Source organism: Pseudomonas sp. nanlin1, from assembly GCF_045571515.1.
Taxonomy (GTDB): Bacteria; Pseudomonadota; Gammaproteobacteria; order Pseudomonadales; family Pseudomonadaceae; genus Aquipseudomonas.
Genome location: NZ_CP124218.1, coordinates 239,276 through 254,197, shown reverse-complemented (window position 1 = coordinate 254,197; position 14,922 = coordinate 239,276). Strand labels below are relative to the sequence as shown.

Sequence of the window (14,922 nt, the reverse complement as noted above, 5' to 3'; positions counted from 1 at the left end):
AACGCTTTGCCATACGAAGCCATCCATGCGCCGACCGGCTGCCAGGAGGCGGCGCGCACTGAGTTGGTCGCTAAGTGCCTTACTCTTGCTGGCGTGTCCCGCCTTTGCGTTGGACCGTTTCCAGGTTGAAGGCTATCTGTTGCCCAATGGCCTGCAACTGATCCTCAAACCAGGCGACGAGCGCAGTCATGTGGCTATCCGCTTAGTAGTTGGGGTGGGCTTCGACGATTTTTCCTGTGCCGACCAAGAGTTGCCCCATCTGTTGGAGCACTTACTCTTCAGTGGCGTCGACGACACCGGCGAGGGCGGCCTCGAGGCGAAGATGCAGGCCTTGGGCGGCGAATGGAACGCCTATACCAGCAACGCCGACACCACCTTCGTGATCGAAGCGCCTGCGCGCAATCAACGCAAAGTCCTCGACCTGCTACTCAAGGTCGTGACCCACACGCGCCTGGATGAAAAAGCCCTGGAAACGTCCCGGCGCATCGTCGAGCGCGAAGACGGCGGCCACTACACTCATTTGCAAAAGCTACTCGACCGGCCCAACCAGGGGCAGGGCGCAGGCAGCCAGTTGGCTAGAGAGCTGGGGCTCAAATGCGCGGAGCCTGCAACGGCCGAAGCCTTGACCTTGGACCAAGTGGAGCAGGTACGCCAGCACTGGTACGCCCCCAACAATATGAGCCTGATTGTGGTGGGCGGCCTGGACAAGTTGCTACCGGCCTATCTGGAGCGCACTTGGGGGAGCCTCGAAGCCGTGGAGCCCTCCGAGCATCAAGCGCTGCTGAGCCTCTCGCAAGAGGCCAAACATGAACGCACCCTAAGGCGCGGTTGGCTGGGTGACGGCGCAAGGCTGCACTGGTTCTTTGTGGAACCGGTGCTGGAGACCGAAAACCCGCAAACCCTCGACCTGCTGCAAAGCTACCTGGACTGGGCGCTCTACAACGACCTGCGGCTCCAGCACGGCTTGTCCTACGGCCCCTATGTTCAGCGCGAGTCCTATGGCGACAGTGGCTTGATGAGCTTGAACGCCGACCTCGATCACGCTGACGTCGAGCAAGCCAAACAGGTACTGACGGCGCTGTTCGAGCGGCTCAACCGGGAGGGTTTGGACCCCACGACGTTCAACCGTCTGAAACAACTGGCGCTCGCACGCCAGGCCTGGGCCGCACAAGGCAATAGTGCACTGGCCGACTATTACTGGGGCGCCATGGTGGACTATGCCGACGGGCGTTTTGCCGACCCGGCCCAGGGCCTGCGTCAGGTGACTCTGGAGGAGAGCAACCAGGTATTGCGGCACCTGCTCGGTTCGCGCAACTACCTGCGCATCGAAAAACCGTGGCTCGCCTACGACCAACTGGTGCCGCTGGCCTTCGTGGCTATCGTACTGGTAGCGCTGCTGGCGGGGCTGCTGAGATTGCTTCGAAAGCGTCGGCGCGTGCGGTGATGAGGCGGTATCCTGTCAGCCATTTTTGCTCAAGGTGTGAACCCAACTAATGCGCTATACCATCCAGCGCTTGCTTCAGCGCCTTATCGAGCTGATGAAACGCTACCCGGGCTTGATCGCCATCGGTGGCTTCGTGTCCGGTATCGGCAGCTTTATATTGGTCGACCGCCAAGCCGGGCTGGCCAGCTGGATCGCCGTGGTGATGCTGGTGACCTGGATCTGGCTGATGCTGGAGAACACTTTCACCCAACTTTTCAGTAAGGTGTTCAAGCGAGAGATCCCCGCCCCCCTTTTGCGCTACGCCACGCAGATGATCCACCAGGAAAGTCTGTTCTTTGTATTACCTTTTTTTTATATCACCACTACCTGGAACAGTGGCCAGGCGATCTTTACCGGTTTGCTCACCCTGGCCGGCCTGGTATCGATCATTGACCCCCTGTACTACAAGTGGGTAGCACCGCGACGCTTGCTGTTTATGGCCATGCATACGCTGGCGCTGTTCGCGGTCATGTTGACCGCCTTGCCCATCATCCTCCACCTGACCACAGACGAGAGCTTCAAGCTGGCGTTGGGCACGGCCATGCTGTTGTCGTTTCCGAGCCTGGCGGTGAGCTTTCCGATCAATCATTGGCGCCGGGCCGTGTCCCTGGTGCTGATGACCGCGGCTATTGGTGGGGGCGGCTGGGTGCTGCGCTCCTGGGTGCCGCCGGCGACCCTATGGCTAACCGAAGTGGCCGTAACGACCGAACTCGATGGCGCCGCGCGCACCCATGGCGAGAGTGTCAAGGAAGTCAGCGCCAGCCAGGTGCGCAACAGCGGTTTGTATGCTTACACGGCTATCAACGCACCCCGTGGCTTGGACGAGCGCATTTATCACGTATGGCAACACAACGGCAACGAGGTCGACCGCATCGCCCTGGATATCCACGGCGGGCGTAAGGAAGGCTACCGGGCCTGGACCCACAAACGTAACTTCCCCGCCGACCCGGTTGGCCGCTGGCAAGTGCGGATTCTCACTGAGGACGGGCAGATCGTCGGGGTGCTGCGCTTCAAGGTGACAGCGGACGGCGCAGCGCCCGCTGCGCAATCACCCAAAGAACCAGTAGCAGACCAGAATAGCCGCGACCACACCGGCGAAGTCGGCCAATAGCGCACAGCCCACGGCATGCCGAGCGCGCTGGATACCCACGGCGCCAAAGTACACGGCCAATACATAGAAGGTAGTTTCGGTGCTGCCTTGAATCGTCGCGGCCACCAGGGCAGGGAAGCTGTCGACGCCATGGGACTGCATGGTCTCGATTAGCATTGCGCGGGCCGCGCTGCCGGAGAAGGGCTTAACCAACGCCGTGGGCAGGGCATCGACAAAGCGGGTGTCCCAGCCAAGCCACTCCACACAATGCCGAATACCGTCCAAGCCCAACTCCAATGCACCCGACGCGCGCAGCACACCCACTGCACAGAGCATGGCGACCAGATAGGGCAGCAGGCTCTTGGCAACGTCAAAGCCTTCTTTAGCGCCCTCTACGAAGGTTTCGTAGACTTTGACCTTCTTGATGGCGCCTAACACCAGAAATAGCATGATCAAGCCGAATAAGGTGAGGTTGCCCAGAATCGATGAAAGCCCGGCCAGCGCTGTCGCCGATAAGGTGGCGAGGAAAGCCATAAAGCCACCGAGCAACAGCGCCCCAGGGATCAGGTAGGCCAGCACCACCGGGTCCCACAGCTTCAGGCGCTGCATGAAGGCTACGGCCAAAAGGCCCACCAGGGTCCCTGCGCTGGTGGCCAGCAAAATGGGCAAGAACACTAAGGTCGGGTCTATTGCGCCTTGCTGGGCGCGGTACATAAAGATCGATACCGGCAACAGTGTGAGGGAAGACGCATTGAGCACAAGAAAAAGTATCTGGGCGTTGCTAGCGGATGTACTGCTGGGGTTCAGTTCCTGAAGCGCGCGCATTGCCTTGAGGCCGATAGGAGTGGCGGCGTTGTCCAACCCGAGGCCATTGGCCGCGAAGTTCAGGGTGATCAGGCCCAGGGCCGGATGGCCAGGCGGGACTTCAGGCATCAAGCGCGCGAACAGCGGCCCTAGTACCTTGGCCAGCCAATCGACAATGCCAGCCTTTTCGGCAATCTTGAGAAACCCCAGCCAGAGGGTCAGAGTGCCAAACAGCAGTACCATCACCTCAACCGACAGCTTGGCCATGGCGAAGATACTTTCCACCATGGCGGAGAATACCCCCGCGTTGCCGCCGATCAGCCATTGGCCGAACGCTGAAATTGCCGCCACTACGAAAAAGCCAAGCCACAGGCCGTTGAGCATTAGTCCGTCCCCCTATGAGCAATGCCGCGAATGATAGCGGTGCACACTAGGCAGGGGCAGTAAAAATTCAGCTCAAGATTATTCGTTTGAAGCAAAGCGTCGTAAGAAGGGAGGTAATCGAGGGGTCGTGGGCAACGGATAAGCCCTGCGCAAGCCCGGTGGCCAATCGCCTATATTGTATACCGGGCTTGCGTTGCAGCTTGCCTGACCCGGCCCTCATCGGGGGTACTCACTGTACCCCTAGCCCGCTCCGACCCTGAAACAGTCAGAACAGCCCAGCCCCCTGGTCATGCGACTGCCTTCATCAGGCAGCGCAGCACGTAGAAGCAGAACCCGCGAAGTGGTTCGTCTTCTCAGTAAATACGGGTTAATACCAACCTTGGGTTTTGCTTAGTTGCTCTTTGAGCATCGCTTGCATCCCTTCGTCGGGCTTGCCTAGCCACTTGTACGTCGCATGGCTGGAAGGCGTCTTGCCTTCAGGCAACGCTGCGGGAACATCTACAAGTACGCCATAGGCGTCGTCTTTGTCCCAACTAAAGGCCACGATCAACCGTGACGTCTTGCATTTTTCCTCTGTTTCGCAAAGAGGGCCGACCAGATACTGTTCACCGTCTTCTTCGACAGTCTGCAGAGGCTGGCCCGCACCACTCAGGTTCATGACCCATTCGGGCAGCCGTTCTTGCTTGGCGATTGCGTCCTGCCAAGCTTCGCGGTACTCCGGTGCAGAGTTGAGGATCTCATTGGACCTCACTTCACCATCATTCGCAGCCATAGATAGAGCGCTGGCGCTTATCAAAACGGCCGCAGCTAACGCCTTTAGGGTCATGCTCTTCATCTTATCCTCGCCCGCGACGACCGAAGAAGAACGAAGCAACGAACAGTACCAGGAAGACAACGAACAGGATCTTGGCGATCCCTGCTGCGGTGCCGGCGATACCACCGAAGCCCAATACGGCAGCGACAATGGCGATAATCAGGAATGTAACAGCCCAACTCAGCATGATGTTTCTCCTTTACGTTTTAGATTCAGGTGCAGCTGTATCAAAATACCCAGCGTGGTTGACGCGGTGCCTGCTGGTCAGCCACAACGTCCCCAGCCTGATGCATGCTCATCCCTTTGACCTCAGTGCCAACGGGGGCCGCAGCATTGAAGTGGGCCAGACTTGGCCCAGGGCGATGTTGCGAATGCACGATCAGCTCCGGAGCCGCAGTCCAGCGTAGGTACTGCTGGCACGCTAAGAGGGTGATCAGCAGTGCCAGCATGGCAAACAATCCTTGGCGGACCTGAAGAGGGGAAGGGTACGCACGAGCGATAGATTGAAGATTCATTCTGTAACCCCTCCCGACACCAGCATTCAATTCAATAGGTTCATGTCCTAGATATTGCAGCCGGCGTGCCAAATTTTACCGGCAAATTTATTCTTATTAATCAATAACTTACTTTATCCAAACAATGTCGGGTAGGCGCATCCTGCACGATGCGGAGATTTCCTTCGGGCGATTTGCACGATCAACCCGTTGCCTTACGCGTGACACGTAGCCGGTCGGCGTCGATTCCCCTTACCCCCCGGATGCTACGGGCCATTTCAACCGCGAGGCTTTTCTCTTCGGTGCTGACCACGGTGCCGGTCAGACTCACGATACCGTCCTTGGTGGTCACGTCGATGCTCAGCCCATCGAGGTTACGGCTCAGAATAAAACTGGCTTTCACCTTATTAGTGATCCAACCATCACTGATTGCCTCTTCGGTTTGCTTGGCGGCTGTTTCGGCCCGCGTGGTGGCGGTGTCCGCAGCGCCCAAGCTAATCAGGTTATTGACCTCATAAACGCCGTCGGTGTTGCTGGCCAACGTCCCGGCCAACTGCTTGGCGTCGGCGGTCTGGGCTTGGCCTTTGAGGGTCACTACGCCGTCTTGCGTGGTGACTTCGGTGGCCATCCCGTGGGTGCTGGCATTCCACAACAGCTTGGACTTGATAGTGGCTGTCAGGGTGGCGTCGTCGATTCGCTGAGCGAAGCCCTGCCGGGCCAGTGATTGCTCAGCCAAGCCGGCATCGAGCAGCAAGCGGTTGTCGACCTTGTCGACGCCTTGGATGTTCAGCGCCAGGCGTTCGGCCAATTCCCGGTCGACTTCGCTTTCAACCTTGCCCTCAAGCGTGGCAGTACCTTGCACAACCTTGACGCTTAAGTTGAAAGGGCTGAGCTGACGATTTAGGGCAAAAGCCGTCCAGATCGATCCTTCCTGCCGCGCTGCTGACAATTGCTCAGCGCTGGTAGTGTCCGCCCAGACAGCACCAAGCGGGGCCAGGCTGAAAAAACCGGCCAAAGCAAAATGTTTGAATCGAGGCATAAGGTCTCCTTAGCGTTTAGTCAGTCGAGTAGCCCTGCCGATGCTGGGCTAGCTCGGAGAAAAAATCCAATGTGTCCCATTTCAATGGGTTAGATTGGTGTAAGGGGAATAGTTACCCGATAACTTGCTGCGTGGTTCAGAATCGACCATGCAACTTGCCCGATCTTTACGGGACTAACCATCATCTTTCATACAAGGAGCGCAGGTAATGGAATCGGGCACTGGTCATCAAGGCCGTATTCTTCTGGTCGACGATGAGTCCGCGATCCTTCGCACCTTCCGTTATTGCCTGGAAGACGAAGGCTATAGCGTCGCCACTGCCAACAGTGCCAGCCAAGCCGATACATTGATGCAGCGTCAGGTCTTCGACCTGTGCTTTCTGGACCTGCGCCTGGGCGAAGACAACGGCCTGGACGTCCTGGCCCACATGCGTGTACAGGCGCCATGGATGCGCGTTGTGATCGTCACCGCCCACTCCGCGGTCGACACCGCCGTCGATGCGATTCAAGCGGGCGCCGCCGATTACCTGGTCAAACCCTGCAGCCCCGACCAGCTGCGCCTGGCTACGGCAAAACAGCTAGAAGTACGGCAATTGTCCGCACGCCTGGAAGCGCTGGAAGGCGAAGTACGTAAGCCCAAGGATGGCTTGGACTCCCATAGCCCGGCCATGATGGTCGTGCTCGAAACTGCTCGGCAGGTGGCCAATACTGACGCCAACATCCTTATCCTGGGCGAGTCCGGTACGGGTAAAGGCGAGTTGGCCCGGGCTATTCACGGCTGGAGCAAACGCGCGAAGAAGTCCTGCGTGACCATCAACTGCCCGTCGCTGACCGCCGAATTGATGGAAAGCGAACTGTTTGGGCATAGTCGCGGCGCTTTTACCGGCGCTAGCGAGAGCACCCTCGGGCGCGTCAACCAAGCAGATGGCGGCACGCTGTTTCTTGACGAGATCGGCGATTTTCCTCTTACTTTACAGCCAAAATTGCTTCGATTCATTCAAGATAAAGAATACGAGCGCGTCGGCGACCCGGTGACCCGTCGCGCCGATGTGCGCATCCTGGCGGCAACTAACCTGAACCTCGAAGACATGGTGCGCGACGGCCGCTTCCGTGAGGACTTGCTGTATCGCCTTAACGTCATCACCCTGCACCTGCCACCTTTGCGCGAGCGCAGTGAAGATATTCTGACGCTGGCAGATCGGTTTCTCGCGCGCTTCGTCAAGGAGTATGCGCGGCCGGCGCGTGGCTTCAGCGAGGAGGCTACCAGTGCACTGCTCAACTACCGCTGGCCGGGTAATATCCGTGAGCTGCGCAACGTGATCGAACGCGCCAGCATCATTTGCCCTCAGGAAAAGGTGGAAGTCACCCATTTGGGCATGGCCGAACAGCCGGTCAACAACGCCCCGCGTATCGGCGCGGCGTTGAGCCTGGATGAACTGGAAAAGGCCCATATCGGTGCGGTGTTAGCCACCAGCGAAACCCTGGACCAAGCCGCCAGGACACTGGGGATCGATGCTTCGACGCTGTACCGCAAACGTAAACAGTACAACCTATGAAGCTTGCCATGAAGCTTCGGACCCGGCTGTTTCTCAGCATATCGGCGCTGATTACCGTGGCCCTATTGGGTCTGCTGCTGGGCTTGGTCAGTGTGATGCAAATGGCCCGGTACCATGAAGCGACCCTGCACAACAGCTTTGTTGCCCTGGATATCGGCCTGAAAATGCGGCAGAACCTGGGCGACCAGTTGGTCATGATGCTGGAAGACGCCCCCAACGAAAAAATGGCGACCAGCCAGCGGCAGTTTCAAGAGTTGATCGACGATGCGCGGCGACACGAAGCCGAATCGGGCGAAACGTCGAGCTTCGCTGCCATCGACGGCCAGTACCGCGACTTTCTCCAGGCCTATAACGAGACCAAAAGCCAGGGGCTGGGGCTCAATGCCAATACCCTGCTGCGCTCGCACTTTGACCAACTGCGCAATAGCCTGATCAGGGGCTACAAAGATGCCTTGGATAATATCAATACCACCGAACAGGAAGCCCATGACCGCGCCGTGATGGTCTCCAGCCTGCTCGGACTAGTAGGCTTAGCCGTGCTGATTGTCGGCTTTTTCACTGCGCATGCCATCGCTCGGCGCTTTGGCGAGCCCATCGAAGCACTGGCGCTGGCGGCTGACAAAATCAGCCTGGGCAACTTCGACGTCAACCTGCCGCAATCTCCTGCGGCTGAACTCAGTCAGTTGTCCAGCCGCTTTGGCAGCATGGCCCAGGCGTTACGCGAGCATCAGGCAACCAACATCGATGAATTATTAGCCGGCCGCCAACGCCTACAGTCCGTGCTAGACAGCATCGACGATGGCCTGTTGATGATTGATCAGCAAGGCCGCCTGGAACACTTGAACCCAGTGGCACAGCGCCAATTGGGTTGGGAAGACCCGCGTTTGGGGATGGGCCTGGGCGAGGCGCTGGACCGCCCCGACCTCGATGAACAGCTGCAGTTGATTCTGCGTGGTGGCAGCCTGGAGCGTGCTCCCGAAGACCTTAGCTTTGAGATCGACGGTGAAACCCGCCTACTTGCCTACAGCTTGACTCCAGTCAACCAAACCGGCGGGCAGATCCTAGGCGCGGTGATGGTGCTGCATGATGTGACCGAGCAGAGAGCATTCGAACGGGTACGCAGCGAATTCGTTTTACGCGCGTCCCACGAACTACGCACGCCTGTGACGGGCATGCACATGGCCTTCGGTCTACTGCAGGAGCGCGTGCATTTCCCCCCAGAAAGCCGGGAAGCGGACCTACTGAGCACCGTCAACGAAGAAATGCAGCGCTTGATGCAGCTGATCAACGACCTGCTGAATTTTTCCCGCTACCAGAACGGTCTGCAGAAGTTAACCCTTGGCCCCTGTGTCATCGATGACCTGCTGGAACAAGCCCAAGACCGCTTCAAAGGGCAGGCATTTGCCAAAGGCATTGACCTGAGCATCGACCGTGAAGACAACCTGCCCCGTCTCCATGCCGATGAGCGACAGCTCGAACGGGTACTGGATAACCTGCTGGACAATGCACTGCGCCATACCCCGGAAAACGGCCGCATTCGCCTCCAGGCCCGGCGCCATGCAGAGCGGGTCATCATCAGCGTTGAAGACAACGGCGAAGGTATTGCCTACGGCCAGCAGGGGCGCATATTCGAGCCCTTCGTCCAGGTGGGGCGCAAAAAGGGCGGCGCCGGCCTGGGGCTGGCGCTGTGCAAGGAGATCGTCCAGCTACACGGTGGGCGTATTGGCGTGTATTCGCGTCCAGGGCAGGGCACCCAGTTTTACATGACCCTGCCTATCTGAGGTGCGCCCCGGTGACCAGCTCACCAAATTGCCGGGCGTTGAGCGGGTGGGCGAACAACCAGCCTTGCCCGTAGGCGACACCCTCCTGCCTTAACAGCCGGGCCTGGGACTCGTGCTCGATCCCTTCGGCGATAACCCGCAGTTCCAGGGCATGGGCCATGCGAATGATGTGCGGCGCTACTCCGCTGTTTTCGGCGTCATGCCCGAGGGCGTCGATAAAAGCCTTGTCGATTTTCAAACAGTCGACCGGCAATGTTTGCAGGTACGCAAGGCTGCAGTAACCCGTGCCGAAGTCGTCGATCAGTACCTGGTGGCCGGCATCTCGCAAGGCCTGGAGGTTTTCCCGCGCGGCGATCACATCGATCAGCTCGCGCTCGGTGACTTCAAACGCGATCTGCGCGGCGGCCACCCCGTGTTGAGCCAGCAGGCGCGTGACGACTCGGCCGATGCGCGGCAGCATCACGTCGCACGCGGCCAGGTTGACCGAGATGTAAAGGTGGGGATGGCTGCGCAATACGGGCCCCATTTGCTCGAGCAGGCGCTGCAGCACGAAGTCTGTAATTTGGCGGATCTGCCCACTGTCTTCGGCCAACGGGATAAACAGCTCCGGGCTCGTCAAACTGCCATCAGGTCGACGCCAGCGCACCAAGGCTTCGGCGCCGACACATCGGCGGCTACTAAGCTCGAAGATCGGCTGATACAGCACTTGTAACTCGCCCCTTCGCACCGCGCCGCGCAGCGCGCCATTGATGGAGCGCCGCTGGCGAATCGATTGCAGGGTCAACCAACCAATGCACAAAGCCATCAACACACTGATCGGGAACAATAGCCGCAGCCCCATATTAGTCACCGGCAGCCAACTAGGGCGCGGCGCGATCAATGCCAGTTGGAAATCTGGCAACTGGGTTGCCATGCGGTAGATGAACTGGTCGTCGATAACCCAAAGCGCTTCGCCACTGTCACTGGCCCCACTCGGCAGCGCTGGCCATGGCTGGGCGGGGCCAAGCACCGGAATCGCTACGCGGCCCTGGTCTAATAACACCAGCAGGCTGCCACCGGGGGGCAGATCGACAACGTCGGTCAGGTGCCCACGCGACGTACTCACCCGAAAAGGGCCCCGGCCCAGTACCAAGGCAGCCAGATTATCGTTCGGTTGGGTGGTGGTATTGAGCCAATAGCTGTAGACCTGCCCTTCAATGTCAGCTTTTCGGGTAGGCCACTCTGCGGTGCCACCTGGCCGATCCGAGCATATCTGACGACCATCGGAGAATGCCGCCTCGTAGATGAAGCGATTGCCGAACCCCACCTCGCGCAGGGCCTTGATCATGGCCGCGTTGCAGGTGCGCGACGGCTGCGCCTCAAGCTGGTCGACACCTTCGCGCAACTGCCCGAAGACTTGGGCCAGGCGCTGCATGAAACGCTGACCGTTGGCGTTCATCTGCTGGCTTTCGGCGTAGCGTGATTGCTGGATGACCAATGCAACACAAGCGCTAAGCAGCAAGATAGCGCTGCCCACCCCGACCAAAGACGCCAGCACCCAGGGGCGGTTAAGCAAATCGCGACAGCGCGCAGCGAGCAATTGCATCCTAACGTTCCCTTGATGTGACCAGCGGAGTGGCCAACCGGCCGATATTAACTGAAGCCGTTAGCGCGCAGTATTGAGTGTTTGCAGAATTGCCGCGCTTTGCGCGTCGGGCTCGCCATCGAAACGCTGGGGCCTGAAGTGCATCTGGAATGCTGCGAGAACGTGTCGGGTGGCTGTGTCCAACTCGCCAGTTTGTGGCGTGGCATAGCCCAGGCGCAGCAGCTGCTGCTGAAACCAAGTGATAGAGGGCAGGTTGCTAGCGAAACGCAGCTGTTCGCGGGCTACCACCTGCTCGTCGGGCCATACGCCAAAGCCGGCTTGGGCCAAGCGCTTCCAGGGAAATAATGGACCGGGGTCGAGCTTACGGGTAGGGGCGATGTCGCTGTGGCCAACGATATTGCGCGGCTCGATACCGTTGCGCTTGACCACATCCGCCAGCAACGCCAGCACTGCCTGGATTTGCCCCTCGGTATAGGGGTACCACACGCGCCCGTTGGGCGTATCGCTGTAGCCCGGGTTAACGATTTCTATGCCAATGGAACTTGAGTTCAGCCAGGTGCGGCCCTGCCACTCACTGTCACCGGCGTGCCAGGCCCGTTGGCTTTCATCCACTAATTGGTACACGGTAGGTGGCTGCAGGCCTATCAGGTAGTGGCTGCTGACTTCGCCGTGGCTCAGCAGCTCCAGGGAGCGCTGCTCAGACGCCGACGTGTAGTGCAGGACGACAAACTGAATGCGGTTGTCGTGGTTGACCGAAGGATGGCTGCGGTCGATCACCAAGCCAGTGGAACAGCCGGTCAGAAGCAGCAGTAGGGCGACAGAAAAGGATTTCATAAAAAAGCAACGTCAAATGGCAGTAACTACCAGCATAACGTACTGACAGAGCCGTTAGGGCGCCAATATGGCAACCTGCCTGTTTCGCTAGGTGTCAGTGACCGTATCAGCTCTGCTCGACCCGGTTGCGCCCGGCTGCTTTGGCCCGATAGAGGGCCTCATCAGCCCGTTTCAACGACAGCTCGATGCGCTCGGACACCCGGAAGGCCGTCATGCCAATGGACACGGTGATGGTTACGCGCTGGCCCTTGAAGTGAAAAGGGCAGGCTTCGATAGCACTGCGCACGTGATTGAGCACCTCGAGCCCTACTGCCGTGGTGGTAGACGGAAGCAATACTACAAACTCTTCACCGCCGAAGCGCGCGATGAAGTCCTCCGGGCGTAACCGTTTGCGTAATTCGCCGGCAATGATTTTGAGCACTTTATCGCCCGCCATGTGCCCGTATGAATCATTGATCGCTTTGAAGTGATCAAGGTCGAGCATGGCGACCAGCAACTCGCTCTCAACCTCAGCGGCATGGCGGCGCATCAACTCTTCATCCAGACGCTCGCTCCACGCCGCGCGGTTGGGCAGCCCGGTGAGAGGATCGATCAAGGCCTTCTGCCGTTGCTCTTCCAAATGCTCGCGATGGCTATGGGCTTCTTGCTCCATGCTCGCGACTCGCTCGGACAGCCCTTGCAAGCGCTGGGCGATCTCTTGTTCGCGTTGATCACGCTGCTGGCGATGCTGATCCATGGTGCCAAGCAGGCCCTGCAAACGGCCTTCGAGGATCTGCTTCAAGCCTTCCACATCGGCCGCCGCCTTCATGCTGTGCTGCAATCCACCCACTTGCTCACGCAACTGGCTGTCCAGGTCGCGGGCCGCACTGCGGCTGTCCTCGTGTCCCTCACTGGCGGCCTGTAGATTGCTGTGAAACGACTCAAGGCGCTCGTTCAATTGCTTGAGATAGGATTCGAAATCGCTTTGCCCGCCGGTATTGATCGCCAGGGTCAATACCGCAAGATCGTCGAGGATCGGCAGCAGCTCGTACCAGTTCAGCCCATGTTCCAAGCGCTCACGCATGGATTCTGCCTGGGGTTTGTGTTGCTCGGGTAACCTGAGTTCATCGAGCAACCCCAGCAGGGTCGACTCGATGTGCGTTGCGACTGAACTGTAGCTCGGCTCAGTGGAGGTCGGGAGCGCGTAGAGGATGTCCTCGCCCGGTGCGTCAGGATCGATGGCGGCCAGGGCTTCAGCAATCGCCGCGGGCAACGGCAGACTATCGAGAAAACCCTCGCGGGCAAGCAGGCCTGAGGTTTTGACTGGCTCGAACGGCAGGAGCAGGGCGGCTTCGTCATGCGGCTCGAGCGCAGCCTGAGAGCTAACGGCCGGCGCCTCACTGGGGGTTTCAGCAGCCACGCCAGCGGCCGGCGCGGGCGCAACTTCGGGCTCAATGACGGTGTCTGCCAGCACGCTAGACTGAGCCGGTGCCACGGCAATGGGTTCGGCCGCTGGTAGGGCCTGGGGCAGCGCCTCGGGCTCTGGCTTGTCGGGTTCAATCGGCAATGCGGCTGCCAGCGTCGATGTCGGTGGCGCCTGGTCAAGCGGGGCGTCGAGGTCGGGGGCAGCCACGGTTGGGTCTGGCGCAGGCAGTTCAGAGGGGCTCTGCTCACGGCTAGCAAATAAGCGCTGGAAAAAGCCCGGGCGGGCGTCGGTGTCCGCCAGCCCTTCAATATTGTTCAGTGCCTGGCCTTGAAGGTTGCTGAGCTCGCTGAGCAACAGGGGGATTTCCGGAGCCAGGGCCGAGCGCTCCTCGACCTCCTTGGAAAACTTTTTTAGCGGTCGTAATACGTGCCTGGGCAGCGGCAGCTTTTGCAATTGCGTGATCAGGGCATTGAGCGCGGTACTGGTCTGCTCGACCCGGGTTTCGCGGCGCTGCTCGGAGTCGAGCACGGCTTTTTCCAGGCGCGGCAACAGGGCCGACAGCTTGGCGTCCATGTCGTCGGTCCGAATGACCTCGCGCATCTCTTTCATGCACTGGTCTACCGCGCGATCGGAGCCCTCGGCCGCCAGCGTACTTCTGACCAACCCTCGGCGCAGCAAGTCGAGGCGCGCATTCCAGCGACGCTCGAGCTTCTCTTGCTGTTCGAGGCCTTTGAGATACTTTTCTTTCCAGCGCTCGGCGTCTTCACTCATGTCGCGGGTCCATCGGCACGGGGTAAGGTCGCAGGCAGGGTGTCGCCCCTCAGGCTATCGGGTAGCCGAATTTCCACCGCCACGGGCAAGTGGTCAGAAATCGCCTGGGCCAATACCGCCACGCGCTCCAAAGCCAGCGTGGGGCTGAGCAAAATGTGGTCAAGGCAGCGTTGCGGCCGCCAACTTGGAAAGGTGGCCTCCACTTGCGGCGCTAGCAGGCCAAGGTCGCGCAACGGCGAGTGCTCGAGCAAATCGTTGGCGTGGGTGTTCATATCACCCATCAATACCTGGTGCCGGTAACCGCCGATGAGCTCACGGATATAACCCAGTTGCAGGCTGCGGGTCTTGGCGCCCAACGACAAATGCATCATGACCACCACCAAGGCCTCTGGCCCCTCACCGAAACGCATGAGGATTGCGCCGCGTCCAGGCGGGCCGGGCAAAGGATGGTCTTCGATCGCCCAAGGCCGCAGGCGGCTAAGTACGCCGTTACTGTGCTGAGCGAACTTGCCAAGGTTGCGGTTGAGTTGTTGGTACCAGTAAGGGAACGCGCCAAGGTGGGCAAGATGCTCGACCTGGTTGACGTAGCCCGAGCGCAGGCTACCGCCGTCGGCCTCCTGCAGCGCCACCAGGTCGTAGTCGGCGAGCAAGTCACCAATTTTGCGCAAATTGCCCGCCCGCCCGGTGTGGGGCAGCACGTGTTGCCAGCCCCGGGTCAGGTAATGGTGGTAGCGCTCGGTGCTATTGCCCACCTGAATATTGAAGCTCAGCAGGCGTAGCCGCCCATCGCTGGGCAAGCCACTGGCCTGCAAATGCTGCTCATTGACCCGCGCGTCGCACAGGCCAACGCCTCGCTTGGAACTCCAGCGCCGCAACATAACTG

13 protein-coding genes are annotated in these 14,922 nt (G+C 59.6%); 4 read left to right on the top strand and 9 right to left on the bottom strand.

Features of this window, described 5'->3' with window-relative positions; genetic code table 11:
- The first annotated feature begins 25 nt into the window (after positions 1-25).
- Together QCL65_RS01230 and QCL65_RS01225 are read left to right on the top strand one after the other, a co-directional pair.
- A complete protein-coding gene (locus tag QCL65_RS01230) occupies positions 26-1,444 on the top strand; it encodes a M16 family metallopeptidase (protein ID WP_407314112.1) in 1,419 nt (472 codons plus the stop codon).
- A 49-nt stretch (positions 1,445-1,493) separates the two neighbouring features.
- A complete protein-coding gene (locus QCL65_RS01225) occupies positions 1,494-2,594 on the top strand; it encodes a DUF5924 family protein (RefSeq protein ID WP_407314110.1) in 1,101 nt (366 codons plus the stop codon).
- Here the strand turns inward: QCL65_RS01225 and QCL65_RS01220 are convergent.
- From QCL65_RS01220 to QCL65_RS01200, 5 genes are all read right to left on the bottom strand, one after another.
- Positions 2,532-3,761 carry a nucleoside recognition domain-containing protein gene (locus QCL65_RS01220; RefSeq protein WP_407314108.1) on the bottom strand — a complete coding sequence of 410 codons (1,230 nt, stop codon included), beginning with the start codon at positions 3,759-3,761 and terminating at the stop codon, positions 2,532-2,534. The genes QCL65_RS01225 and QCL65_RS01220 overlap by 63 nt on opposite strands.
- Before the next feature lie 367 nt (positions 3,762-4,128).
- Complete coding sequence (locus QCL65_RS01215; RefSeq protein ID WP_407314105.1) at positions 4,129-4,596, bottom strand: inhibitor of vertebrate lysozyme family protein; 468 nt, start codon at positions 4,594-4,596, stop codon at positions 4,129-4,131.
- Position 4,597: 1 nt separating this feature from the next.
- Complete coding sequence (locus QCL65_RS01210) at positions 4,598-4,762, bottom strand: DUF1328 domain-containing protein (protein WP_407314103.1); 165 nt, start codon at positions 4,760-4,762, stop codon at positions 4,598-4,600.
- Positions 4,763-4,802: 40 nt separating this feature from the next.
- The gene (locus QCL65_RS01205) at positions 4,803-5,024 is read right to left on the bottom strand and encodes a hypothetical protein (RefSeq protein ID WP_407314101.1); all 222 of its coding nucleotides are present in this window, start codon (positions 5,022-5,024) and stop codon (positions 4,803-4,805) included.
- A 247-nt stretch (positions 5,025-5,271) separates the two neighbouring features.
- A complete protein-coding gene (locus QCL65_RS01200) occupies positions 5,272-6,108 on the bottom strand; it encodes a BON domain-containing protein (RefSeq protein WP_407314099.1) in 837 nt (278 codons plus the stop codon).
- Between the two features lie 208 nt (positions 6,109-6,316).
- On the opposite strand from QCL65_RS01200, the gene algB reads away from it, so the two are divergent.
- Together algB and QCL65_RS01190 are read left to right on the top strand one after the other, a co-directional pair.
- Positions 6,317-7,663, top strand: a complete 1,347-nt coding sequence (gene algB / locus QCL65_RS01195) for a sigma-54-dependent response regulator transcription factor AlgB (protein WP_407314097.1) — start codon at positions 6,317-6,319, stop codon at positions 7,661-7,663.
- Complete coding sequence (locus QCL65_RS01190) at positions 7,660-9,444, top strand: ATP-binding protein (protein WP_407314095.1); 1,785 nt, start codon at positions 7,660-7,662, stop codon at positions 9,442-9,444. Before algB ends, QCL65_RS01190 begins: the two co-directional genes overlap by 4 nt.
- Here the strand turns inward: QCL65_RS01190 and QCL65_RS01185 are convergent.
- From QCL65_RS01185 to QCL65_RS01170, 4 genes are all read right to left on the bottom strand, one after another.
- A complete protein-coding gene (locus QCL65_RS01185) occupies positions 9,437-11,029 on the bottom strand; it encodes an EAL domain-containing protein (protein WP_407314093.1) in 1,593 nt (530 codons plus the stop codon). The genes QCL65_RS01190 and QCL65_RS01185 overlap by 8 nt on opposite strands.
- A gap of 60 nt (positions 11,030-11,089) precedes the next feature.
- On the bottom strand, positions 11,090-11,863 hold the full coding sequence (locus QCL65_RS01180; protein WP_407314091.1) for an N-acetylmuramoyl-L-alanine amidase: 774 nt from the start codon (positions 11,861-11,863) through the stop codon (positions 11,090-11,092).
- Between the two features lie 106 nt (positions 11,864-11,969).
- The gene (locus QCL65_RS01175; RefSeq protein WP_407314089.1) at positions 11,970-14,039 is read right to left on the bottom strand and encodes a diguanylate cyclase; all 2,070 of its coding nucleotides are present in this window, start codon (positions 14,037-14,039) and stop codon (positions 11,970-11,972) included.
- Positions 14,036-14,917 carry an endonuclease/exonuclease/phosphatase family protein gene (locus QCL65_RS01170; protein ID WP_407314087.1) on the bottom strand — a complete coding sequence of 294 codons (882 nt, stop codon included), beginning with the start codon at positions 14,915-14,917 and terminating at the stop codon, positions 14,036-14,038. Before QCL65_RS01170 ends, QCL65_RS01175 begins: the two co-directional genes overlap by 4 nt.
- Between the last annotated feature and the right edge of the window lie 5 nt (positions 14,918-14,922).